The sequence below is a fragment of the Faecalimonas umbilicata genome (assembly GCF_042846195.1).
GTDB lineage: Bacteria > Bacillota > Clostridia > Lachnospirales > Lachnospiraceae > Faecalimonas > Faecalimonas umbilicata.
In genome coordinates this window covers 992,595-1,016,513 of sequence record NZ_AP031411.1, presented here as the reverse complement: position 1 = coordinate 1,016,513, position 23,919 = coordinate 992,595, and the positions used below count along the sequence as shown (strand labels likewise).

At 43.3% G+C, this 23,919-nt stretch carries 20 protein-coding genes; 3 read left to right on the top strand and 17 right to left on the bottom strand.

The window, feature by feature from the left end; genetic code table 11:
* Positions 1-22: 22 nt before the first annotated feature.
* From ACGG81_RS04800 to ACGG81_RS04735, 14 genes are all read right to left on the bottom strand, one after another.
* Positions 23-763, bottom strand: coding sequence for a 16S rRNA (uracil(1498)-N(3))-methyltransferase (locus ACGG81_RS04800; RefSeq protein ID WP_009262786.1), 741 nt, complete (start codon positions 761-763; stop codon positions 23-25).
* Between the two features lie 18 nt (positions 764-781).
* On the bottom strand, positions 782-1,738 hold the full coding sequence (gene prmA / locus ACGG81_RS04795) for a 50S ribosomal protein L11 methyltransferase (protein ID WP_009262787.1): 957 nt from the start codon (positions 1,736-1,738) through the stop codon (positions 782-784).
* A gap of 91 nt (positions 1,739-1,829) precedes the next feature.
* The gene (locus tag ACGG81_RS04790; protein ID WP_008976285.1) at positions 1,830-2,396 is read right to left on the bottom strand and encodes a manganese efflux pump MntP family protein; all 567 of its coding nucleotides are present in this window, start codon (positions 2,394-2,396) and stop codon (positions 1,830-1,832) included.
* Positions 2,397-2,512: 116 nt separating this feature from the next.
* On the bottom strand, positions 2,513-4,069 hold the full coding sequence (locus tag ACGG81_RS04785; protein ID WP_009262788.1) for a ClC family H(+)/Cl(-) exchange transporter: 1,557 nt from the start codon (positions 4,067-4,069) through the stop codon (positions 2,513-2,515).
* A 59-nt stretch (positions 4,070-4,128) separates the two neighbouring features.
* A complete protein-coding gene (locus tag ACGG81_RS04780) occupies positions 4,129-5,856 on the bottom strand; it encodes an ABC transporter ATP-binding protein (RefSeq protein WP_009262789.1) in 1,728 nt (575 codons plus the stop codon).
* A gap of 18 nt (positions 5,857-5,874) precedes the next feature.
* Positions 5,875-7,587 (bottom strand): ABC transporter ATP-binding protein, encoded by a 1,713-nt coding sequence (locus tag ACGG81_RS04775; protein WP_035102757.1) that lies wholly within the window; start codon positions 7,585-7,587, stop codon positions 5,875-5,877.
* A 583-nt stretch (positions 7,588-8,170) separates the two neighbouring features.
* Positions 8,171-10,282, bottom strand: coding sequence for a penicillin-binding transpeptidase domain-containing protein (locus ACGG81_RS04770; RefSeq protein WP_390109882.1), 2,112 nt, complete (start codon positions 10,280-10,282; stop codon positions 8,171-8,173).
* Positions 10,283-10,294: 12 nt separating this feature from the next.
* A complete protein-coding gene (locus tag ACGG81_RS04765) occupies positions 10,295-11,461 on the bottom strand; it encodes a DUF6070 family protein (protein ID WP_270196248.1) in 1,167 nt (388 codons plus the stop codon).
* A gap of 195 nt (positions 11,462-11,656) precedes the next feature.
* Positions 11,657-12,355: a biosynthetic peptidoglycan transglycosylase gene (locus ACGG81_RS04760; protein WP_320852948.1), complete on the bottom strand. Its 699-nt coding sequence runs from the start codon at positions 12,353-12,355 to the stop codon at positions 11,657-11,659.
* Between the two features lie 38 nt (positions 12,356-12,393).
* A complete protein-coding gene (locus ACGG81_RS04755; protein WP_008976292.1) occupies positions 12,394-12,912 on the bottom strand; it encodes a hypothetical protein in 519 nt (172 codons plus the stop codon).
* A 40-nt stretch (positions 12,913-12,952) separates the two neighbouring features.
* Positions 12,953-14,122, bottom strand: coding sequence for a flagellin lysine-N-methylase (gene fliB, locus ACGG81_RS04750; protein ID WP_320852947.1), 1,170 nt, complete (start codon positions 14,120-14,122; stop codon positions 12,953-12,955).
* A gap of 60 nt (positions 14,123-14,182) precedes the next feature.
* Complete coding sequence (locus ACGG81_RS04745; RefSeq protein WP_390109878.1) at positions 14,183-15,751, bottom strand: putative ABC transporter permease subunit; 1,569 nt, start codon at positions 15,749-15,751, stop codon at positions 14,183-14,185.
* Complete coding sequence (locus tag ACGG81_RS04740; RefSeq protein ID WP_009262797.1) at positions 15,741-16,457, bottom strand: ABC transporter ATP-binding protein; 717 nt, start codon at positions 16,455-16,457, stop codon at positions 15,741-15,743. Before ACGG81_RS04740 ends, ACGG81_RS04745 begins: the two co-directional genes overlap by 11 nt.
* Before the next feature lie 73 nt (positions 16,458-16,530).
* Entirely contained in the window at positions 16,531-17,436 is a 906-nt protein-coding gene (locus ACGG81_RS04735; RefSeq protein ID WP_320852945.1) for an AraC family transcriptional regulator, read from the bottom strand.
* Positions 17,437-17,650: 214 nt separating this feature from the next.
* Between ACGG81_RS04735 and ACGG81_RS04730 the strand changes: the two genes are divergently transcribed.
* Positions 17,651-18,994, top strand: coding sequence for an MATE family efflux transporter (locus tag ACGG81_RS04730; RefSeq protein WP_009262799.1), 1,344 nt, complete (start codon positions 17,651-17,653; stop codon positions 18,992-18,994).
* 94 nt (positions 18,995-19,088) lie between these two features.
* Here ACGG81_RS04730 and ACGG81_RS04725 read toward each other — a convergent pair whose 3' ends face one another.
* Positions 19,089-19,943, bottom strand: coding sequence for a putative ABC transporter permease (locus tag ACGG81_RS04725; RefSeq protein WP_009262800.1), 855 nt, complete (start codon positions 19,941-19,943; stop codon positions 19,089-19,091).
* Between the two features lie 218 nt (positions 19,944-20,161).
* Between ACGG81_RS04725 and ACGG81_RS04720 the strand changes: the two genes are divergently transcribed.
* Positions 20,162-20,395, top strand: coding sequence for a FeoA family protein (locus tag ACGG81_RS04720; protein WP_016439273.1), 234 nt, complete (start codon positions 20,162-20,164; stop codon positions 20,393-20,395).
* Positions 20,388-22,433: a ferrous iron transport protein B gene (feoB, locus tag ACGG81_RS04715; RefSeq protein ID WP_390109873.1), complete on the top strand. Its 2,046-nt coding sequence runs from the start codon at positions 20,388-20,390 to the stop codon at positions 22,431-22,433. Before ACGG81_RS04720 ends, feoB begins: the two co-directional genes overlap by 8 nt.
* A gap of 63 nt (positions 22,434-22,496) precedes the next feature.
* On the opposite strand, the gene ACGG81_RS04710 is transcribed toward feoB, so the two are convergent.
* Positions 22,497-22,946, bottom strand: coding sequence for an A24 family peptidase (locus tag ACGG81_RS04710; protein ID WP_009262801.1), 450 nt, complete (start codon positions 22,944-22,946; stop codon positions 22,497-22,499).
* Positions 22,947-22,991: 45 nt separating this feature from the next.
* Positions 22,992-23,810 (bottom strand): PHP domain-containing protein, encoded by an 819-nt coding sequence (locus ACGG81_RS04705; RefSeq protein WP_008976302.1) that lies wholly within the window; start codon positions 23,808-23,810, stop codon positions 22,992-22,994.
* Positions 23,811-23,919 lie beyond the last annotated feature (109 nt).

Here is a 23,919-nt window from a genome sequence, read left to right as displayed (position 1 = left end):
TTTCTTTTACTATCAGATTATGTCATTCCTGTTCCAGATGATACATCAGCACAGACAACATCGTCATCCCCGCCGTCTCTGTGCGAAGGATCCGCCTTCCAAGCGTGATCGGATATGCTCCTGCCTCCATGGCAAGCTTCACCTCTTCTTGCTCAAATCCGCCTTCCGGACCAATAAAAATCCCAACCGACTGCCCCGGCTGTATCGCTTGGATCCGCTCTTTTGTAGCCTGCATTCCCTCCGCCAATTCATATGGGATCAGAAGAACATCAAGGCTTTTCGCATAAGAAAGCGCTTCCTGAAAGTTCATCACTTGTTTTATTTCCGGGATCACATTTCTCCCAGCCTGTTTTGCAGCGCTCTCTGAGATCCCGCTCCACCGTTCTCTCTTCTTTGCCGCCTTTTTCTGATCCAGCTTTACCACTGCCCTCTTTGTCGCAACCGGAATCACTTCCCATACCCCAAGTTCTACCGCTTTCTGGATGATCAACTCCATCTTATCGCTCTTTGGGAGCCCCTGAAACAGATAAAGTTTTGATGGAAGTTCATTTTCCGCTTCCCGTTCCTCCAAAATCCGAGCCGTTACCTTGTCTGCCTCCAGTGATTCGATCTCACAGAGATACTTCTTATTGTTGCCATCACTGATTTCCAACTGCTCTCCCGTCCTCATACGAAGTACATTCTTCATATGATTGACGTCCGATCCGGTAATCTCAATGTATCCATCCCTCACTTGATCTGGCACTACAAAAAAATGCTGCATGTTCTTCTATCCTCTTTCTTAGAAATTTTTTCTTGCGGTAACAGATACCCACTCTCCTTGATAGGTCACTTCCAGCACTTCCAGCCCCGCTGCCTTCACTGCCTCTACAACAGTATCTTCCTTGTCATCGATGATTCCGCTTGTAATATAGACACCACCTTTTTTCAGCTGGTTTAAGATCACTGGTGTCAGTGGCACAAGAACGTCCGCAAGAATATTTGCCACAACAATGTCATACTTATCATAGCCGACTTTATCCTGCACTTCCTTATCATCAATAATATTGCCAATCATGACTTCATACTGGTCTCTAGTAATTCCATTGACTTCCATGTTTTCATAAGTAGCATCGATTGCACACGGATCAAGATCTGTTCCCACAGAATAAGCTGCGCCAAATTTTAAGGCAAGCATGCCAAGAATTCCGCTTCCACATCCTACATCAAGAATTCTTGTCTCCTTTGTCACATGTTTCTTCAGCTGACGAATACAAAGCTGTGTCGTCTCGTGCATTCCTGTTCCAAATGCTGTTCCCGGATCGATATGAATGATCATCTTATCCTCATCTTCCGGTTTTACCTTTTCCCAGGATGGAATAATTAAAATGTCATCGACATAGAACTGATGAAAATACTGCTTCCAGTTATTTACCCAATCCAGATCTTCTGTCTGAGACTCTTCGATCGTCCCTTCTCCTACATTCGCATAGGCACGCATCGCTTCAAACTCATTTCTGACCTTTGCAAGCATCTCCTCTTTATCCACATCCTCCTCAAGATAGAAGCTGAGGTAAGCAATTCCATCATCCCTCTCGATCTGCGGCAGGATGTCTACAAACATCTGCTCTTTATCAGCCTGTGTAAGCGGCACTTTATCCTCAATCTCCACACCTTCAATTCCCAGATCCATCAACATACTGCTGACAAGGTCTTCCGCCTCTGTTGTTGTCTTTAATCTGAATTTGTTCCATCTCATAATCATTCACCTCTTTAAAAATCTAATCTGCATCTTCTCCCAATAACAGATTTCTTATCTTCTCTGCTCTGCCTATTTTTACTTTACTGTATTAGAAAATCCCCAGGTGCTCCAGAAGAATCTTTATTCCCATTAAAATCAGGATCAATCCTCCTGCCAGTTCCGCTTTGGACTTATATTTTGCACCAAATACATTCCCAATCTTCACCCCGCCTACGGACAGTAAAAATGTTGTCACTCCGATAAATGCAACTGCCGGGATGATGTCCACCTGCAAGAATGCAAATGTGATCCCAACTGCGAGTGCATCAATGCTGGTCGCAACCGCAAGCACAAGCATCTCCTTCACCTTAAGAGAATCTTCTTCCATCCCGCACTCTTCGCCGTCTTCCCGCGATTCTTTGATCATGTTCAGACCGATGATCCCAAGAAGTACAAATGCAATCCAGTGATCGATCGAAGTGATCACATGGCTGAACTGCACACCCAATGCATATCCCAAAAGCGGCATCCCCGCCTGAAATATACCAAAATAAAGTCCGACAATGCCAGCCTTTGTCCATGTACATTTCTTCATCGCCAATCCTTTGCAGACTGACACTGCAAACGCATCCATGGAAAGACCTACCGCGATCAAAAATAATTCTATGATTCCCATTGTTTTCTTCCTCTTCTTTTGTTTGCTCTGCAAGGTCTTCCAAAATCTATTTTTAGACCTATCAATTTATCATAACATAAAAAGGAAGTTTCTTCTACACTATTTTGAAGCTGTTGCTACTCTTCACAGATCTCCCGAACTTCATCATGCATCTCTCCCGCATATTGTTCTTCTGTCATCGTCACAAGAACATCTCCTGCTCTGATCATTGTGTTTCCTCTCGGAATAATCTCTCTTCCGCTTCTTTGAATCGTCACAAGCAGGCAGTGATCCGGCCACTGGATTTCTCCAACCTCATGATCCGCTGCCGCTGAACCAAACATCACAGACTGCCGCATCAGTACTTTCTCCCTGCTTCCTTCTTCTTTCAGTTCTCCTCTGCCCGCGAGCAGGCGTTCCAGAAGGCTTTCGTAGATCGGATCAGACTTTAATAACGTCGCCACAATATATGCCACGATCGAGATGATCGAGAGTGACAGCATCTGGCTCACTGACCCAGTCATCTCAAAGATCAGGATGATTCCGGTCAGCGGCGCACGCACGATCGCGGTGAAATAGCCTGCCATTGCAAGTAAGACAAAATTATTGATATAATCCGGGTCCATTCCAAAGTAATTGACACCGATCATTCCAAAGATTCCCCCAGTCAATGCTCCAAGCACAAGCAGTGGAAAGAAAATCCCTCCCGGCGCCCCGGAACCGAAACAGACTGCCGAGAACACAAATTTCGCTGCGAGCAAAAAGATTGCTCCCCCTAGCAATAGCTTATGATCTGTCATCAGATCGATCAGTTCATGTCCGCTTCCAAGTAATTCCGGCGCTGTAAATGCAAAAATTCCGGCAAGCGTAAATGGAATAAGCAGTCGTGTCACTTCATTTAACCATGAGACTTTTTTATACATTGCCTGCACCGTCAGCGTAAACCAGTTGTAAAATGCACCGAAGCATCCAAGAATCACTCCAAGCACAACGATCATCCAATAATAATTCTGTGGAAGTACATTTCCGATATCAAACTGAAATACCGGTTCTATCCCGATAAACTGAGAAGAAATATAATCTGCAGTAATCGATGCGGTCATCACCGAAATCAGCACAGATACCGAGAAATTTTTATGCACTTCTTCAAGTGAGAACATCACCCCCGCAAGAGGCGCATGAAATGCCGCCGACAGCCCGGCGCTCGCCCCACAGGTCAACAGAAACTTTTCTTCCGTCCGATCCCGCTTTAACAGTTTTGAAATCCCTTTTCCCGTCATTGCTCCAAGCTGGATCGACGGGCCTTCCCTTCCAAGCGATAATCCCGCCAGCAGTGACAGAAATCCTCCTGCAAATTTTGCTGGCAGCACACGCCACCATTTCTGCGATAATTTTCCCGCCATCTCTCCTTCCAGCTGTGGGATCCCGCTCCCTGAGATCATCGGCTCCCACCGGACAAGCAATCCTACAAGAACTGCCAACACCATTAAGACAAGCAGCCATCCTGCCATCCGCACCGGAGACTGTCCCGCAAAGGTGATGATCTCATCCATCCACTTCCCGGCATACTTCAATGCAATGCGGTAGGCAAGGACGATCAGACCGCCAATCATCCCGACAAGCAGCCCCTCTCCGATCAAAATGACCGGGAGATGCTCCTCTCTTTTAATCATCTGCGATGTATCATGCTTCATCTTTTTCCTCCTTACATGCTCATTTTCCTGTCCGCCGTCTTACTTCCTTGAAACAGACATCACTTTTCAATTTCCTCAAAACTATTTAACTCCAAAATTCCGCCATTGTCTACCCTGAAAATGCGATCGGCATTCTGGATTGTCGATAACCGGTGTGCGATCACGAAGGAGGTTCTTCCTTTTAATAACACTTCAATTCCTTTCTGCACAAGAAGTTCTGTATGCGTGTCAATACTAGATGTCGCCTCATCCAGTATGAGTATTTTAGGTTCTGACAGCATCGTTCTTGCAAATGCGAGAAGCTGTCTTTGTCCCGCTGAAAGTCCTGCGCCGCGCTCTTTTAACTCTGTATCATATCCCTTCTCCATCTTCATGATGAATTCATGGGCATGGACTGCTTTTGCTGCCCGGATGATTTCTTCCTCACTGGCTTCTAACCTTCCATATCGGATATTTTCCCGAATCGTTCCCGAAAACAAGAAGACATCTTGTGTCATAATTCCCATCTGACTTCTAAGACTTTCAATCGTCACACTCTTTACATCCCTGCCATCAATACAGACCTGCCCGTGCTGAATATCATAAAAGCGGCAGATTAGATTGACAATCGTTGATTTTCCTGCTCCGGTCGGTCCGATCAGCGCCACTGTCTGACCAGGCTCAATCTCAAAGCTGACATCCTTTAATACTTCCTTTTCTTTCTCATAGGAAAAGGTTACATGCCGAAAGCTGACAGCACCTGTGATCTCCGGCATCTCGCAAGCTGTCTCCCCGTCAGTCAGGTCCGGCTTCGTGTCAAGAATCTCAAAAATACGCTCTGCTCCTGCAATATTCGTCACAAGCTGATTATAGAAATTACTGAGGTTCATGACCGGTCGCCAGAACATTGAAATGTATGTTCCAAATGCGATCAGCGTTCCGACCTGCAGCATTCTGTCAAGAATCATATTGACCCCGAAAAAGTATAGTACCATTGTTCCAAGTCCCCAACAGAAATCTACAATTGGACCAAACGCATCTGCATAGCGCACTGCATCTACAAAGGAGTCCTTATGCTCCTGTAATAATTCTTCAAAAATCTGTTTCGTTTCCTGCTCCGCCCCGAAGCTCTGCACAACATACATCCCTGAAATATCTTCATGGACAAATGCATTCATATTCGATCCTTTTTTTCGGTGGATCTGCCACCGTATATGAGATTTGCTCTGCACAAAGGCAACTCCGAGGATCATAAGCGGCAAACTGGAGAGCGCTGCCGCTGCCAGCTTCCAGTTTTTGACAAACATGATCCCGACCACCGACAAGATTGTGATAAAATCCGGAATCAGTGTCGTGACACTGTTTGACAGCACCTCCTTCAAAGAATTGACATCCCCAATGATCCTTGCAAGAATCTTCCCGGTCGGTCTGCTGTCAAAAAATTGAAAACTCAGTGTCTGGATATGCGTATACAATTCTTCACGAATTGTGAGAAGCACCTCATTTGACACCTTCGCCATAATATACATACGCATTTTCACAAGCAAGACAAGTGTCAGGTTCAAAAGAACTGCCACAATGCCAAGCCTTTTTAACCCATGCCAGTCTTCTCCTGCAATATAAACGTCGATCGCCTGTTGGATGATCAGCGGATTGATCAGTGTGATCACAACTGATACAAGCATAATCGTCAGCACTGCCACGACCTGCTTTTTATATGCGAGCAGATAATAGAACATCCGCGCCAGAGTCTTTCTCTTTGACACTGTCTGGACCTGCTCATCTGTTCTCGTTGCATTTACCGCCATCGTTTTTCTCTCCTTCCTTTAAATAACTTCCCCCTGTATCTGACAGGTCTGATAATAAATCCCCTTTTTCTCCCATAATGTTTCATGCGTTCCCCGCTCTGCCACTTTTCCATCTTGTAAAATCAGAATTTCATCTGCATCTCGCACTGAAGAAACCCGGTGTCCGATGATAATCTTTGTCACATCTGTCACATTCCGTAGGTTCTCTTGGATTTGACGCTCGGTATCCATATCGAGTGCAGAAGTCGAATCATCTAATACGAGGATCGGCGCACGTTTTGCAATCGCCCGGGCAATGCTGATTCTCTGTTTCTGACCACCAGAAAGCCCTACCCCGCGCTCACCGATCAGCGTGTCATACCTGCTTTCCATACGCTCTACGAAATTTTTTGCCTCCGCACAATCAAGAGAGGCAACCACCTCTTCCCGCAAAACTTCTCCCCGCTTTCCAAACCGTACGTTTTCTTCCACCGTATCTGAAAACAAGAAGACATCCTGCATAACAAGCGCAATGCTTCTTCTCAACTGATGAAGTGGGAGTTTTCGAATATCCTTCCCATCCAAAAGGACCTTTCCTCCCGTGACATCATAAAACCGCTGAAGTACATGGATGACAGAAGTCTTTCCCGCACCGGTTTCTCCCATAATCCCGAGCGTCTTTCCTGCCGGCAGATCAAAGGATATGTCTCGCAAAATGGAATGTCCGTCAAGTTCCAAAGAAACATGTTCAAATGTAATATTCCCCTTTACATTCTCCAGTCTTTCCGGGCTCTTAGGCTCTGTAATTTCCGGATATTGTCGGTAAATCTTCTTCAGCTTTTCATTGGATGCAACTGCCGCCGCAAAGTCATTGAACAGCCATCCTAGCATCTCCATCGGCCAGACGATGTTCATTGAATATTCCACAAATGCCCCGAGCGTTCCCAGTGTGATTTTTCCCTCGATCACACGGTGTCCGCCAAAAATAATAACAATAACTGGAAGCAGCTTTGTGATTGCCTGAAATAATGGCTGGTATCGAACCAGCACTTTAGACTGCTTCATATTCAGTTCGTAATAACGCTTGTTGTGAGATAAAAATTTTCTGATCTCAAATTTCTCCCTTGCAAATGCTTTGACGGTACGCACTCCGGCAAGATTTTCTTCCGCCACCGTATTCAGAGCAGCATTTTCTTCACTAATCTCCTCATACACATTTCCAAGCTTCTTTTCCATCATAATTGCAAACAGCGCCACCATTGGCATTGCGATCACCGGAATAAGAAACAAACCTCTGTCAAGGCGATACATACAAACCAAAATCACACTGGTATGAAAGATGACTTCTACGATCAACATGCTGATATAAGTCAGTGATCCCCATATTTTATCTACATCATCTTTGACCCTCGACATCAGTTCTCCAGTATTTGTATTGTTAAAATACCGCATGGACAACGACTGGATATGATCAAACAGCCTTCTTCTAATATCCATCGCGATCTCCGATCCCACCCGGTCAAAAGTAAATTCTTGAAGATATCCAAAAACACATCTTCCTACTCCGATGAAAAAGACTCCAAAAAGTAGCATTGGAAAAATTTCCTTCTGTCCCTTTCCAATCACATCATCAATCATACGCTTTGTAATCTGTGGAGACAGCATGTCAAGACTGACCTTGATAACCAGGCAGCCGATTGCAAACGCATACACATACCACTTTTCCAACAGATATTTTGATATTTTTTTCATAAGTTTCCCCGTTCTCCTTTCCTCTCTTATACAACAGACCTTTTTCGCTCCTAAGAATCTTTTTCTTTTCCAAAGCGCCACACTTCTGTGCTCCGCCAGGAATCTACTGAAAATTTTGATTAAAAGATGAAATTTCCCACAAAAAAAGGACATGCCTGGTGCACATCCTGATTTTCCCTATTGCGGTTCAAACTTCCTCTATAAGATGTGCTTCTTCTATGTTTTCTGCAAGATTCTCCCAGAACAGATATCTCTCCAAAGATATCCACCCAGAAACGCTTCTTTTCCAGGAAATTCCTGAAAAAAGAAAGCTGTGGCACGCATACCACAGCTTTTGCACAAAAAGAAAACACTATCTTTCTATTCTTACTTTACTCTAAAAAAGATTCTCCTGAGGTAAACGTTCCAAACGGTTGCTGTATATTGTTGTACAATCCATTGAATTTATTGTTCTCTTTGCGTTCATAGTTTTACCTCCTTCTTTTTCTTATTTAACGCTGTTTTTATTATAAAACTGTCGACAGTATCTGTCAATATTTTTTATAAAATTATGGAAATTCACAAAAAATCATGCTCTTTTTGATCAATTTGCATAATACGACTCCATGATGGCATTGACTTTTGACACAACATAATTACTTCCACCTTTTTTCTGTACATCTTCCACCATTCCGATTACAGACAGTGGCCGCTCTTCCCCCTCTGTCGTTTCACATGCAAACCATCCATATTCAAGAGCTCCTGCATCCTCCTGACTTCCTTTTGTCTCGGCTGTTCCGGTCTTTCCAAGCAGGGAAACTCCCTCGATTCTTCCGCCTGCTCCAGTTCCAGTCGGATTCTCAATAACCTGCACAAGATCACTCTGAATCTGTTTTGCCGTCTCCTTCGTAAATACATCTTTTTTCCAATACTCTGCTTGCTGTCCTTCCTCCATCTGTAGTACCGGAAGAATCATATTTCCCTCATTGACAAATGCAGAGTAAATGGACGCAAGATGAATTGGATTGACAAGTAATTCTCCCTGCCCATATCCTGTATCTGCCAGCTGAATTTCAGAAGAAATCTTACTGTCTGTTCCAAATGTAGATACTTGTGCACCGATGTCAAATGGCAGTTCTTCTTCAAATCCTGCCCGGCGCATGCCCTCGATCATCGTATCCGCCCCAATATCAAGCGCTGCACGTGCAAAGTAAATATTATCCGAATAGACAAGCGCATTCTGCAAGTTGACCTCGCTTCCATAATCGGTCAGTGTTGTAACCATATATTCCCCCCAACTTGCATCTTTCTGCCAGCTTAGCCCCACATATCCTTTGTTTTCATTTGGATCAATCTTCCCTGCATCCATGCCAATTGCTGCCGTGATCGGTTTAAACGTAGATCCTGGCACAAGAGCCGCATAGAATCGGTTCAAAAGCGGTCGGTTTGGATCTTCATTTAATTCTGTCCATCTCCGATCGGAAATTCCATAGACAAACTCATTCGGGTCATATGCCGGCGTGCTCACAAGTGCCATCACTTCCCCGGTTTTTGGATTTATGGAAACAGCCATCGCAGCATCTCCTTGAAACTGTTCGTACGCTTTCTGTTGGATTGCAGCATCGATAGTCACCGTCACATCTTGTCCATCTTCTTTTTCCTTCGCAGCTAAAAGAATCTTTGTCCTGCCATTCTGATCTGCTGTGTAGATTTCATAGCCATCGGAACCCTTTAGTGTTTTCTCATAGGCAAGTTCCAAACCTGATTTTCCAATCACACTATTTTCATGATACCCTTCCGACTGTTTTTCTTCCAGTTCCTCTGCACTGATCGGCTGCACATAGCCAGTCAGATGTCCTCCTGCTGCTCCAAGAGGATAGACTCTTCCTTCCGACTCAGAGATCATAACTCCTTTGACTTCCAGCAGACGCTGTTCTTTTTCTTCATTCCCTTTTGCCATCGACTTTAATGGCACAAACACGTCATCTGTCACCCACGCAGCGCTGAGCTTTGTTTCTATCTCTTCCTCTGTCATATCCATTTCTGCTGCAATTTTTTCAATTGCTCCCGTCTTATCCTCATCCATCTTTCCCGGGACCACACCGACTTGAAGTACAGTTCCATTGACTGCAAGCCCATTTCCATTCCGATCCAATATATTTCCCCTGCGTGCCGAAACCGTGGACACGACAATTCTGTCATCTTCCCTCAATTCCGGGAAAATCAATGACGGTTCCCATACAAGTTTCCAGTCACCGCCTTTTTCTTTGACCAGACTTGCTTCATTGTAAAATGCTTTTTCTCCTGCCACAGTTTCCATCTTCGTCTGATAAGATACTACAGCTGTCTTCTCTTTGTCCTTCTTTTTCTTCTCCTTGTCAAACTTCACTTGAAGTCCACTCATCTGGATCCCTTCATAAATATTTTTGTTTTTCTCAAGGAAAGCTTTCTTTTCTATTCCGCTTGTGTCACTGACAAACGCATACATCTCTTCATACTTTCCTTTGGAAAGTAATTCAAAATATTCTTTCTTAACCCTCTTTGGAGTCTGTCGGATATCTGCAACATTCAACATCACCCCGGTTGCGATCACTCCAATAACCAAAAGCACAGAAACCCCGAGCCACACCCAATTGAAGCTTTTCTCTTTCCTTCTGTAATTCTGTATCTCTTGTTGTTTTTTTGTACCCTTATTTTGTGTTCTCTTCTCTGACATGAATACTCCCTTCTACTTTTTCTCAGCCTCTTCCATATAAGTTGGAAGCATATTCTCCTCCGACTGAATGATCCTATTTCCAATATACTGGAAACTTCTCTCCCCTCGTTGCCTTACGGTCACTTCATGTACGAACGCACAATCTGTCATCCGTTCTTTCCAGACCGCCTCCACCGTTATGGTCAATGTTCCATCTGGATTTTCCTTATAAGCCGTCACCTCCGGCACCGGCACATTTGTAATATTATATCTTCGATACAACATTTCTTCCCGTTTATAACAGTTCTTTTCTTTCTGATACTCCTGCCTTCCCCGAAGAATTTCTACCGGAACCGAAAGGTAACTCTGCACTACCGACTCAAATTCCTGCGCCGGAATCCCCTCCGGATATACGTCATCTGCCGGATAATTTCCATTCTGTATCCGGTAAAACTCTTCAAACAACGACCGAAAATCCAGTCTGTCATAATTCTTCTCATTCCACTCCTCAAAAAATAATCCTCCGTTGTAGTACCCACTTTGTGGAACATAACGTTTACACAATTCTCTTAACGCATCCGGAATCGGTTCCATCCGAACTGCATCGACTGCATCCTCTCCATCATAACCTGCCGGACGATATTTCTTATAGATTAAATATCCTTTCTCGGTTACCTTCCACTCCTTTGCTGCATAACGCTCCATATACGAGATAAACTGATCTTCTTTCTCTCTGCTTAGGACAACATTCGTTATGATCAGGTTTGTTCCATCAAAAGTCAGATCGGTCTGCCGGATTCCGTTTCTTTCCAGCGCCCGGTAAAACCGTACGGTTCCCTCTCTGCCGGATGCTATCTCTTCGCAGAACTTTCTTAGCTTCTTCGGATTCTGCAAATTGGTCTGATTATTTTCATCTATTATAATATACCCCCGTTTCCCCATTTTTTCTACCATCTCTTTCAAAGAAATCTCCGGCTTTTCCTTATAAATCTTCTGATAATCTTTTGCCACTGTTTCCGCTTCCGCAAGCAGAATCTCCTGCTCTGATTTCGGAATCTCCCCGGACACTTCTACTTTTGCCTTCTCATCTGTGCGATCACATCCCTGCACGCAGGCAGACAGAAGAAGTATTGTCAAAAACAGTAAAACACACTTGCACACACACCGCTTCTTTCTCTCTTTTCCTTGTCCTGTCTCCATTCCTATCTCCCCTTTCTTTTGCCTCCGTCTTTTCAGAACAAACCACCGCTACCAGCTCCTTTGACCCTATACGGTTATTATTCTTACACTTGTAATATTTTGCCGTAAAAAGATAAGAAAGCGCTCCGCTTTCCTTTCTTTTATATTACATTTGTAGTATTTAATTGTCAATCCCTTTTCTGCAAACTCTTTTCTCTATTCTGCCTGCGTCAGAATCTCCTTTTGCTCTTCCTCCGTGAGCATCTCATTTTTTACCATCGTCTCTAACACTTGCTGCTGTCTCTGTTTGGCGAGTTCCGGATTTTTAGTCGGCGCATAGGCCGATGGTGCATTTGGGATTCCCGCCAGCAACGTACTCTCATAGTCATTCATCTGTCCGGGTTCTTTTTGAAAATATCCAAGACTTGCCTCTCTTACACAGTCATATCCATCCCCAAAATAAATATGATTTACATATAGTTCTAAAATCTCCTCTTTTGTAAATTCTTTTTCCATCGCAATTGCCATAAATATCTCGGCAATCTTCCGCTCAACTGTTTGATCCATGTCAAAATAGAAATTTTTTGCCACCTGCTGAGTAATCGTGCTTCCTCCCTCCAAAAGCTTTCTCGCACGGATATTGTGATAGAATGCCCGCGCAATTCCAATAGGATCAATTCCTTTGTGTCTGTAAAACCGTTTATCTTCCACTGACACAACTGCTTTCTTGTAAATATCCGGGAGCTGCTCTGCCGATACGAAATTTTCATCTTCCACTGTTTCCTTCCGGATCTGCACAAGACTCTTCTCTTCCAGCGCCTCCTGATACATCCGATATCCCTTCCCGGCAACAAATCCCCCTGCACAGACAATGATCAGAAGCATCCCTACCAGTATTCTGCGAATCCATTTCATACGCCTCTCCTCCTTTGTATGTCCTGCTTTTCACTTTCTTACCATGTCACCTTCAGCTTAAAATCTTGATCAATTTTGCACTGTCCCAGAGACAAACGCACCCCCTGGGTACGCAACAGACGGCAAATTTCATGAAAGATCCGCAACACACTGTTCTCATTTGCCATGTTCTCTCTATATTTTTCGTAATAAGAACGCTTTGTGAACATCGTAAGTTTCGGCAGTGATGTCTTAATATTTCGAGCCACGATCTTTTCCTGCCCAATAAAATGAAACTCATTGATCCATCCTTCATGAGAACCATTATCAAGATTTCTCGGTATCTCCCCAATTTCTTCTTTCGTCTCCTGGATCAGTTCATAAATTCCGTATACAGTATCTCGATCCACCTTAAACATCTGCATCAGCTGAATATCATCAAACAATTTATAAGTACAATATCTCAGATTTCCATTTCCAAAAAGTTCCAGAGAAAATCCCCCGTACTCTCCTTCCCAACCCACAACCGGACTTGTCTGATAGGAAAAAATCTTCATCTCCTTTGTCAATGTCGCCATTTACTTCTAACCCCTTTTTTATTCTGCTTTACTTCTCGATCTATACTACCGCCAGAAGCGATAACAGATGGAACGATTTTTCTTTCTGAAAAAGTTCTTCCAACCGTTTTAAATTCGTATCTGAGTGCTCCACTTCCTTGGCATACCGGTGTGCAATCTCTGCCACCTCTTCCACCTGTGGAAATTTCCCATGTGAAAGAAAGGAGGCAAACACCATCTCCTGAATCAACAGTGTGCTGGCGACTGCGAATTTCGCCTTCTCGTATGCCATCTCATCATAAACAGCTCCGCAGAAATATGTGAAGAGAAAATATACCATCAGCTGTTCCAGGTAAATTTCCCAGCGCTCTTCTTTGCAAACTTCTCTTTCAAACCGCGCAAATGCTTCCTGATAAAATGCCTCACCTTGTCCAAACAACTTCTGCTCCACAGATTCTATATAAGGCTTCCAATCCGCCTTTAACACTTCCAGTTTTCCAAAGACTTGGAACATCTGACTCATTATCTCATAACGTGATCTGCTTTTTTGTCTAATTTTCTCTAATTTTTCTCTGAACCTCTCACGATTCTTCTCCTTTTGATAACGCTCAAGCAGCTGATCGATCTCAAAAAGAGCTTCTCCCCGGATTCTTCGCTGTACATCATGGGCGATCGCCAGCACCTTCCCGATCCGAACTTCCATTGACTCCTTCCGATCTTGGAGAATACCGATCATCGCCTCCCGAACATCCATCAGTTTTGTAAATAAGAAAAAGTCAAAGGATTCATACGTTTCTTCTCTGTCATCTTCTTTGTTCAAAAAACGAACCGGTTCTTTGCCGCCAAGTATAATCTTTGCCGCTTCCACACATGAGAGGGAAAGAGAAATCTCTCGGATCCCCTCATATTCCTCGATATGACGGGGATACATTCTGCAAGTCCGGCAAAGCATCTTCTCTCCCTTCTCCGCGTACAGATCACACAGATTTTCCTCATTTAAAAAAGCGCACCTTCCCTTATATTGTAAAAAAGCACCTTCCTTCCAGTCCACAGAATTTTTCATACGGTTTCCAAATGCGCCTGGTATCTTTTTATATTTTCTAAGTGACTTGTCATCGATCATAATCTGCCATCCGGCACAGCAGGTGTCTGTACACGCAGATGCAGTACACTGAAACTTTCTATAATAATGCGGCACGGTATATAACATGTTTCCTTCTATCCTTTCCATTCATTGCCTTTCCTCTATCTTATTTCCCTGAAAACTAAATGTCAAGCAAAAAGGAGAGTGTTAAAATTCCACTCTCCTGCAATAACTCCAAAGTCCCGCTGCAATCAGGAACAGCACCCCTGCTTCCGCCACTCCAAGAACTCCCACCGAAACATCTCCCACAAAAAATATGAGTCCCATAAACAGAATGCTCACAATGATTCCAAAAATCAAGGCAAAAAAGGAAGCTGCACTCTGCTTGACTACGGTTGTCTCATTTGTCCAGTTATAAACCGGCAGCTTCAAATTGATAAACAATCCCCACACGGTCCCCGCAAAAGCTGCCGCCATCGGATAGACAAACAGTGTGATAAGTGTCATTCCCGTAACACGAAACCGCACTGCGAGAAGTGCAGAACTAATCAGTGCTGTCGGAATCTGAAGCAACAAATTGAACAACATTTTTCCTTTATAGATTTCTTCCTTCGTAATTGGAAGTGATTTGAGAATCCACAGATTTTTCCCTTCCAGGGACAGGGAAACACTTGTCGTACATGTCATCATAATCAATGCCCCAAGAATCAGTGGGAGGATTCCCCTCAACATCTGTTCTGGAATCTGCACTCCGAGCATCCGCTTTAGATCTGCATCTGACACAAAGAATGACGCCACTGCCAACATCAGACTCATGAGCACACCGATTCCCATATTCACACAGTAAATGGTAGAACCAAAAAACCGCCTTATCTCCTTTTGGCAGATCGCCGTCACCGGATGTTTTGCTGTAATTTTCTCTACTTGATAATTCCCCTTTGTCCGATGTGTCATCAATGCAGTATTCATTTTTTTGTAATTTTTTGATACAAGCACAACAAAAATCAGATACACTCCCACTGACAAAGCAGCAAACAGAAAGAAATCCATCAGCCCCGCCCCTGTCACGCCTCTGAAGAACCAATTCGCCGGAGGATACATTTGATAGATACTGTCTTTCAGTGCTTTACCGATCATCCCAATCTGTTCTGGTGTAAATCCTTCCTCTGGAATCACAGCTGTACTTCCAAAAGAGGCAATCAGTACTGATATAGTAAGCAATACTGTAAGAACTGTGGACACTGCATTTGCACGGCGAAATCTCGCAGAAATAAATATAATTCCGGCTCCTACAAGTGTCGCTGCCGTTGTCGGAATCAGAGGAATCAAAAAGATTCCGGTAATCCATATCAGAACTGTCATAACAGATCTCTCTGCCCAAAGAAAATATCCAATCCCCATCGGTACAAGCACAAATGCTGTCATCCCCAGATGAAACAGATACATGAGGAGAAAACGGCTCGCGATGACTGTCCGTGTCGGCACTGGAAGGGACATCAGCATCTCATAATCCTTATAAGCAAACAATATCCCGTTCGTCTTCAGCATCGAGAAAAAGAATGTCACAATCCCCGGCAGTATGACCGCACATCCGGGAACCAGTTCTTCCATTTCAAGGAATCCAAGTCCAAACGCCAAACCAAAGGAATAAGACGCCAACATCACAAGAAGCATCAAATATATAGCTGCCAGAAAGATCTGTTTTACTCCCCACTTCTTTTTTAGACCTAGATTCTGAATCTGTATTTTCACTAACAGAAGACATTTACTTCTCATGCTCCGTCACCTCCATAAAGAGATGTTCGAGAGATGCATCTTTCAGGATCGACTCCATCTCTCCAGAAACAACCAGTTTTCCATCTTTGATGATCGCAACCTTGTTGCAGAGTTTCTCCGCCACATCCAGTACATGGGTGGAGAAAAAAATAGCCGCTCCTCTTTGACACATCTCGTGCATCGTGTTTTTCAAAAGCAGCGTTGCCTTCGGATCCAGCCCAACAAATGGTTCATCCAAAATCATTAACTTTGGCTCATGAATCAACGCCGAGATAATTGCCAGTTTCTGCTTCATTCCATGAGAATAGGATGCCACCGGGTCTCCGAGCGCACCCGTCAATGCAAACTGATCCCCATACCTCTGAATCCGCTCTTTTCTCACAGACGCTTCCACCTCAAAAATATCCCCGATAAAGTTCAGATACTGAATTCCTGTCAGATGTTCGTAAAGATCCGGATTGTCCGGAATGTATGCCATACACTTTTTGCAAGCAACCGGATTCTCTTTGATGTCTATCCCGTCAATCGTGATCGTTCCCTCCTCAAACTCCAGCACACCTGCCACCGATTTGATCGTGGTACTTTTCCCGGCTCCGTTATGTCCGATGAATCCATAAATATCTCCTGCCTCCACAAAAAGATTCAGATCATCCACCGCCTTTTTTCCACCTTTATACCTTTTTGAAAAATGTTCGATCCGCAACATACTTTCTTTCCCACCCTTTCTCTCTAGTCTCCCATGTACTCTCTGTCACTCTTACTTCATTTGTATTATTGTTTTAATACAATATACCTTCTTTCTTTTCGGATGTCAAGACATGATTTCCCTCCAGGTATTTCCGCGGAGATACTCCGGCAGCCTTTTTAAATGCTTTACTGAAATGATATTCATCACAATATCCGACTGCCGCCGCAATCTCACTGGATTTCATCGTTCCTGTGAGCAGAAGCTCCTTTGCTTTGTTGATCCGTATTCGGTTCAGATACTCAAAAATTGTAATTCCCGTCTGCTTTTTAAACATTCGATTTAGATAGTCAAAACTCATACTGCACAAATTCGAAATCCGCTTCCCGGTAATCTTCTGTCCATAAGCGCCATATAGAAAATTTAGGATCAACTGAACTTTCTCTCTGTGCTGCACTTGAATCGGGTCATCTTCTCTTTCATTGAATACCGTATGCGAATAGTATGCGCCCACTTCAGTAAGTACCTCAATCAATTTGCAGGAACAAATTAACTTAAAATATTCTTTCCGATAGACAAATGCATCGATTGCCTCCTCGATCAGCCTCTGGATCTTCTGACGGATCCCCGGACTGTCTATTCTCATTGTCTTCGGAAAAATCAATTTTGATTTTTCATAAAATTCATATCCAAGCGGATCGCATTGATAGAACAACTTGCGGTTTTCTGATAATACTTCTCTGATTTTTCCTTCTTCCGTACAGGAAAGTTCCTGTAACGTTTCTGCCCCAAAATGAATATAGTAATAGGAACATTCTGATTCTCTGTAACCAACATGAGTCATACCAGGCTGCAATAAAATATATTCCCCTTCTCGGATTTCATACTTTCTGTCTCCCTCTTTTAAATACATCGTCCCACGTCTGACAAAATACAAAATATATTCCTCTGCTGTCCGCAGAAAATGTATCCAGCCTTCCTGCATATCGGTTTTGTTCATGTATGATATCTTCGGAATCTGATCTGTTTTCAAGCAAAAATACATGTATATCATGCTCCTTTCAATTTTTCTCCATATGATTTTCTATTTCCAAGGATATCTAAAATATCGCTATTTTACAAGAACTATGCGTTATTTTACATGTACAAAATGAAAACTTTGTTCTATTCTATCACTTGCAATACCAATCATATCATTCAGAAAGGAAATTTTTATGGAAAAAGATCTGACAACCGGAAATATTTTTCAACGTATTTTAATTTTTGCATTTCCGATTTTCATCGGGAATGTATTTCAACAGCTCTATAATATGGCAGACAGTATTATCGTCGGCCGTTTTGTCGGAAAGGATGCCTTTGCCGCAGTAGGTTCCACAGGTTCGTTAAACTTTCTCATTATCGGATTTGTGCTCGGGTTAAGCAGCGGTCTCTGCATCCCCGTTGCACAACGCTATGGTGCAAATAAATTATCGGACATGCGCAGAAAGATCGCTGCCGCAGTGCAAATTTCTATCGTGCTCGGCATTGGGCTGACTATCGTCATCGCCTGCTCTACAGGAGCACTTTTACGCTTGATGCAGACACCGGACAGTATTTATAAGGATGCTTACACTTATATCTTTATCATTTTTCTCGGGATTCCTGCCACGCTTCTTTATAATGTACCTGCAAATATTTCTCGTGCACTGGGCGACAGCAAAATTCCACTGTACTTTTTGTTGGTTTCCGCATTTATGAATGTCATTCTGGATTTGATTTTTGTCTGTATCTTTCATATGGGCGTTTCTGGAACCGCGATCGCAACCGTGATTTCTCAGGCATTATCCGGTATTCTCTGCATCGTCTATCTGAAAAAGAAGTACGACATCCTCACATTCCAGAAAGAAGAATGGGAAATTGACCTCCATTCCATCCGTCAATCCACGATCATCGGAATCCCAATGGGACTGCAGTTTTCCATCACAGCAATCGGAAGTGTTGTCCTCCAGAGTGCAGTAAACCTGCTCGGCGCCGATGCCGTTGTGGCAGTCAATGCTGCTATGAAGATCTTGATGATCTTTACACAGCCGTTTGAAGCTCTTGGCGCAACACTTGCGACCTACTCCGGCCAAAACCTCGGAGCCGGCAAAATTGACCGAATTCAAAATGGCGTGAAAATTTCTATGATTTTCTCTGTCGTCTGCTCTATCGTGCTGATGATTCTGATCAATCTTGTCTGTCTGCCAATGTCTCTGCTCTTTATGAAGCAGAGTGATATGACTCCGTATATCACAGAATGTATCCAAAAGCTTCTGTTCTTTAACAGCTGTACTTTCTTTCCGCTTGCTTCCCTGCTGATTTTCAGAAATACGCTGCAGGGACTTGGACACAGTGTGATTGCTATGGGAGCTGGACTTTTTGAAATGCTTGCCCGGACAATCGTTGCATTCTTGTCATCCGCTTTCGGTTACACTGCCATCTGTTTTGCGAATCCGGCAGCATGGATCGCAGCAAATATCATCCTCGTTCCTCTTTACATTTCTACCATGAAAAAATTAAAAAGGCAGAATTTCTCTTAGCATCGCAGCAAAACACCGTTCCTATTCACTCAAAAAAGGATTTTGCAAAATCTTCTCAATGAAGATCTGCAAAATCCTTCTTTCTCTTTCTATTCTATTTCTTCTTTCCATTTTTCCGAATGTACTCACGAAGGTCTTCCAATGCATCTTTGTACTTTCTAGACTCCAGCTTCGGAAATGCCCGGATGATTCGCTTCATATGCGCCGGATTTCTCAAAATCAGCTCCCGATAATGTTTCCGCAGTTCAATGATCTGCTCCCGCATATCTTCTGAAAGATCCTTTCTTCTCTCATGGAACTCTGCTGCCCGCTCTTTCAGACGGTCTGCCATCTCTTCTTTCAGTTCCAATGCCTCTGTGACATCTTCGTAAATATTTTCCCCAATCTCATCTGAGATCCGATGAAGTTCTGTGGCAATTTCATTCATCTTGGCCAGCTTTCGATTCATCTTCAAAATATCTGTCACTGTCACATATAAATCTACAAACAAAGTTACCCCAAACAACACAATGCATGTCCAGCCCACAAATTCCGGCAAAAAGTCCAGTGCTTTATGGATCAACGGATGTAAAATCTTCACGATCAGTACACATGCCACACCCCAGATCAAAGAAAACAAAAGACACACATATCCATTCAGATTGAGTGGCATAGAAGAATAATCCCACCACTTATTATGAAACAGTTTATCCAAAATAAATCCGGTAAACCACTCCAATGCTGTCACAAGTACAACGGAGGAAATATATAGCAGGAGCAGATTGTCTTTGAGCCCATCCAGACAGGACACAACAACAGCTACCCCTACTCCATAAATCGGACAGATCGGACCATTTAGAAATCCTCTGTTGACAAACTTTCCTTCCTTGACACCTGCAAATGCAACTTCCGTACACCACCCAAGAAATCCATATACAAAAAAATATAGCAAGATAAAATAAACCGACATACTCTCACCCTTTCTTTTCCTTCTGCTACTTACCATATCACATGTTCAACAGCATCCTGCCTTAAAGATAAATTTCATTATATAGAGGAACTTCTTCTCTGTAAATATCTTTTTGCAATTTCCATTCAGAAATTCTTGTACTTTCCCCGGTTCTTTATTATAATGATAATGAATAATCATTATCATTAACACAATTACAAAAGGAGAAACATGATCCTATGCAGTTAAAACAAGGAAAAGATAACACGACTTACATTGTAGAGGCGATGGATCTGGAACTTCCACTGGAACGTCGGCTGGAAGCACTTGGTCTGACCCCCGGAACCCGCATCACTATTTTAAATAATCAAAAACGTGGCTCCATGACTGTAAAGTTCCGCGGCACAAGATTTGCTGTCGGAAAGCGGATTGCAGACCATATCACAGTAAAGGAGGTAGATTCCCATGAGTAAAACGATCAATGTCGGATTCATCGGCAACCCAAACTGTGGGAAAACCACACTTTTTAATGCCTTTACCGGGGCAAACCTCAAGGTGGCAAACTGGCCTGGCGTCACGGTCGAGAAAAAAGAAGGCTATACAACTTATGAGGGAGAACAGTTCAAATTGGTAGACCTCCCGGGAATTTACAGTCTAACTTCCTATACAATGGAAGAAAAAGTTTCACGCGAATGCATCATGAGCGATGAGATTGACGTCATTGTGGACGTAGTAGATGCCTCGTGTCTCGAGCGCAACCTATATTTGACTCTTCAGCTGATCGAGCTTGGGAAACCGGTCATTCTTGCGCTGAACATGATGGACATCGTCGAAGAACGTGGAATGGAAATTGATCTGCACAGACTTCCGGAAATGCTCGGCATTCCTGCCATTCCGGTTTCTGCACGAAAAAAAAGCGGGCTCTCTGTTCTGATGCACGCAGTATCCCATCATGCAGACCATGCGATCCAGAATCCTCTGATTCATCATCATCACGACAAACAGAGCCGGCATGAACACAATCATCATACAGAATATGCGATGGTCTATTCAGATGCCCTTGAAGATAAGATTGATGTGATCATGGATGCACTCGCCTGCTCCTACCCAACGCTTGAGAACCCTCGATGGCATGCAATCAAGCTGCTTGAGAAAGATGAATCTGTCACAGCGGCCTTTCCTCTTCCAGATCTTGAGAAGATCATCGACCGCAGCTATGAACAGGAGATCATCAATCAAAAATACGATTTTATCGAGGAGATCATTCAAGAGATACTGGTCAACAAATCAGAAAAAGAAGCTTTTACCGAGAAATTAGACCACTTTCTCACACACAGGATCTGGGGACTTCCGCTCTTTCTCGGAATTATGGCACTTGTCTTTCTGCTGACCTTTACCGTCGGCGACTGGCTCAAAGGATATTTTGAAATCTTTCTGGAATCCTTCTCGGCAGCAGTGACAAGCGGACTTACCTCCCTGCATGTAGGCGACATGATGATTTCCCTAGTTGTAGATGGTATCATCTCCGGTGTCGGCGGAATTCTGACTTTCCTGCCAAACATTTTCATCCTGTTTCTCGCGCTTGCCTTTTTGGAAGACAGCGGCTACATGGCTCGTGTCGCCTTCGTCATGGATGATATTATGGGACATCTCGGACTTTCCGGACGTGCTTTTATTCCGCTTCTGCTCGGATTTGGATGTTCTGTTCCTGCCGTCATGGCCTCCCGTGCACTGGAACACCGCAAAGACCGGTTAAAAACTATTTTGATCACACCGTTTATGTCATGCAGTGCAAGACTTCCAATCTATGTATTGTTTTCGCAGATGTTCTTTCCAAAACATGCAATGCTTGTATCTTACTCTATGTATCTGCTCGGAATCATCGTTGCGATCACTACTGCTTTTGTCTTATCCAAATTAGATGGAAGCAAAGCCGAACATGCACTTTTGATCGAACTTCCGGAATATAAATCTCCAAATGCCAGAACAATCGCAATCTATGTCTGGGAGAAAGTAAAGGACTACCTCACGAAAGCCGGAACAGTCATCTTTGTTGCTTCCGTTATCTTATGGGGATTATTAAACTTTGGTTCTTCCGGATATGTAACCGATATTTCAAACAGCTTTGGATCTATCATCGGGAAAGCAGCTGTTCCTCTCTTTGCACCAGTCGGACTCGGATACTGGCAGATTGTCGTTGCCCTAATTGCAGGAATTGCAGCAAAAGAAGTCGTTGTATCAAGCTGCAGCGTTTTATTTGGGGTACAAAACATTACAACTACAGATGGTATGAGTACCATGGTTGCAACACTCGGTGCTCTTGGATTCGGGGCAGCAAATGCCTATGCACTGATGGTATTTTGCCTTCTTTATATCCCGTGTACTGCTACCATCGCAACGATCAACCGGGAAGTAGAGAGCAAAAAACTGACAGCACTGATCATTTTCTTCCAGTTTGCTGTCGCATGGGTTATGAGCTTCCTCGTATACCATATCGGACTGTTATTTTAATTTTTCAAAAATATGGAAATTTTCTAGATAGGTGTAGTTGAAATGACAGTCCATCTGATAAGATCAGATGGGCATGCTCCACAGATGGTATAAGATTCCAGCACAGAGAAATGGTCCAAATGCAACAACTGAATTTCGTTTGATCTTACCATTTGCCATCCCGGCAAGAATATAGATCCCACATAGAATAATGGCAGCAGTCAGGGAATACAGGCTTTTTACAGGCCCCAGCAAACTTCCCACTGCTGCCATTAATTTGATATCTCCTCCTCCAAAGGCTCCTGGACTTAAAATCGTAATCAGCACAAGCACCCCACTGGCAGAACACACTCCGGAAATCACATAAAAAAGAAGTCTTCCCCATTCACCTTGATCCAGGCAAAAGAATAACTGCATGAGACAATAACAGAACAATATTGTGACATCCTGATTGAAAATCTTCTGTTCTTTCCAGTCTGTAACTGCAATTTTGGTCAGCATCCCTGTGATGATCATTTGATTAAAAAACTTCATCGTCCCTCCTTGCAAACGATTGATCTGACTTTCTGAACAAAAGCTTTATTTATTCAAATAATGGAGCTCGATCGGATCGATCGGATCGATCGGATTCTCCTCTTTTCCTTTTACTTTTCTTTTATAATATTTCAAAAGCCCTCCGCCTTTGTTATAAATCCAAAAAGAATACGTGAGAAGTTTTCCAGCCTTTCCCATCTTTTCTTTTGTCGTCTTATTATAGAGTGTTCCACCTGCTTCTAAAGGACCTTTCTTACGGATCAAAGAAATCAGCTCTGTCTCACAAGTAACCCTCTCCGGAAGAATGGTCGCTCCTTTTCCGACACATTCTGGCTTGTGGGCATCACTGCCTCCGATTCCCGGCTTCTGATACTTCTGCGAAAGCCGCAGTGCTCCCTCATTTGACTCCACCGATTCGCACGCATTAAACGCTTCCATAAAATCAAACCGCTTGATCAGTTCCGGATTCTTAAAATATCGTTTCGTATTCGTAAAACTCAAATATTTTCCTCCGCACGGGTGTGCCGGTCCCAAAATTCCACCATTTCGATGTACAAAATCAATCAAGACTGCTGCCGGAAGTCCTCTCATCTCCAGCATCCGCATCTTAACTCCTTCCGGCATGATTACAATAATATGTCCCGCATCACTTGTATCATATTCAATTCCTTTCAGGACAACAAAATCTGTATGTTTTTTCCCTTTGATATGTTCCTTCCAGTATCGGTACCCCTTGTATGTGTTGTGATCCGTGATCAACATCCCGTCAAAACCTTTCTCTTTCAACAGGGTAATATATTCTTCCAGACTTACCTTACTATCCACAGAACCTTCTTTTACGTGACAATGCATATCAATCTTCATAAGCCTGCCTCCTTGTCTTACTATCTACTTTTATTATACCCTTTTTTCTGTAAAGTTCAATGATAGAACAAAAATATTAGAAAGATTAAAAAATTAAAAAATCAGGATA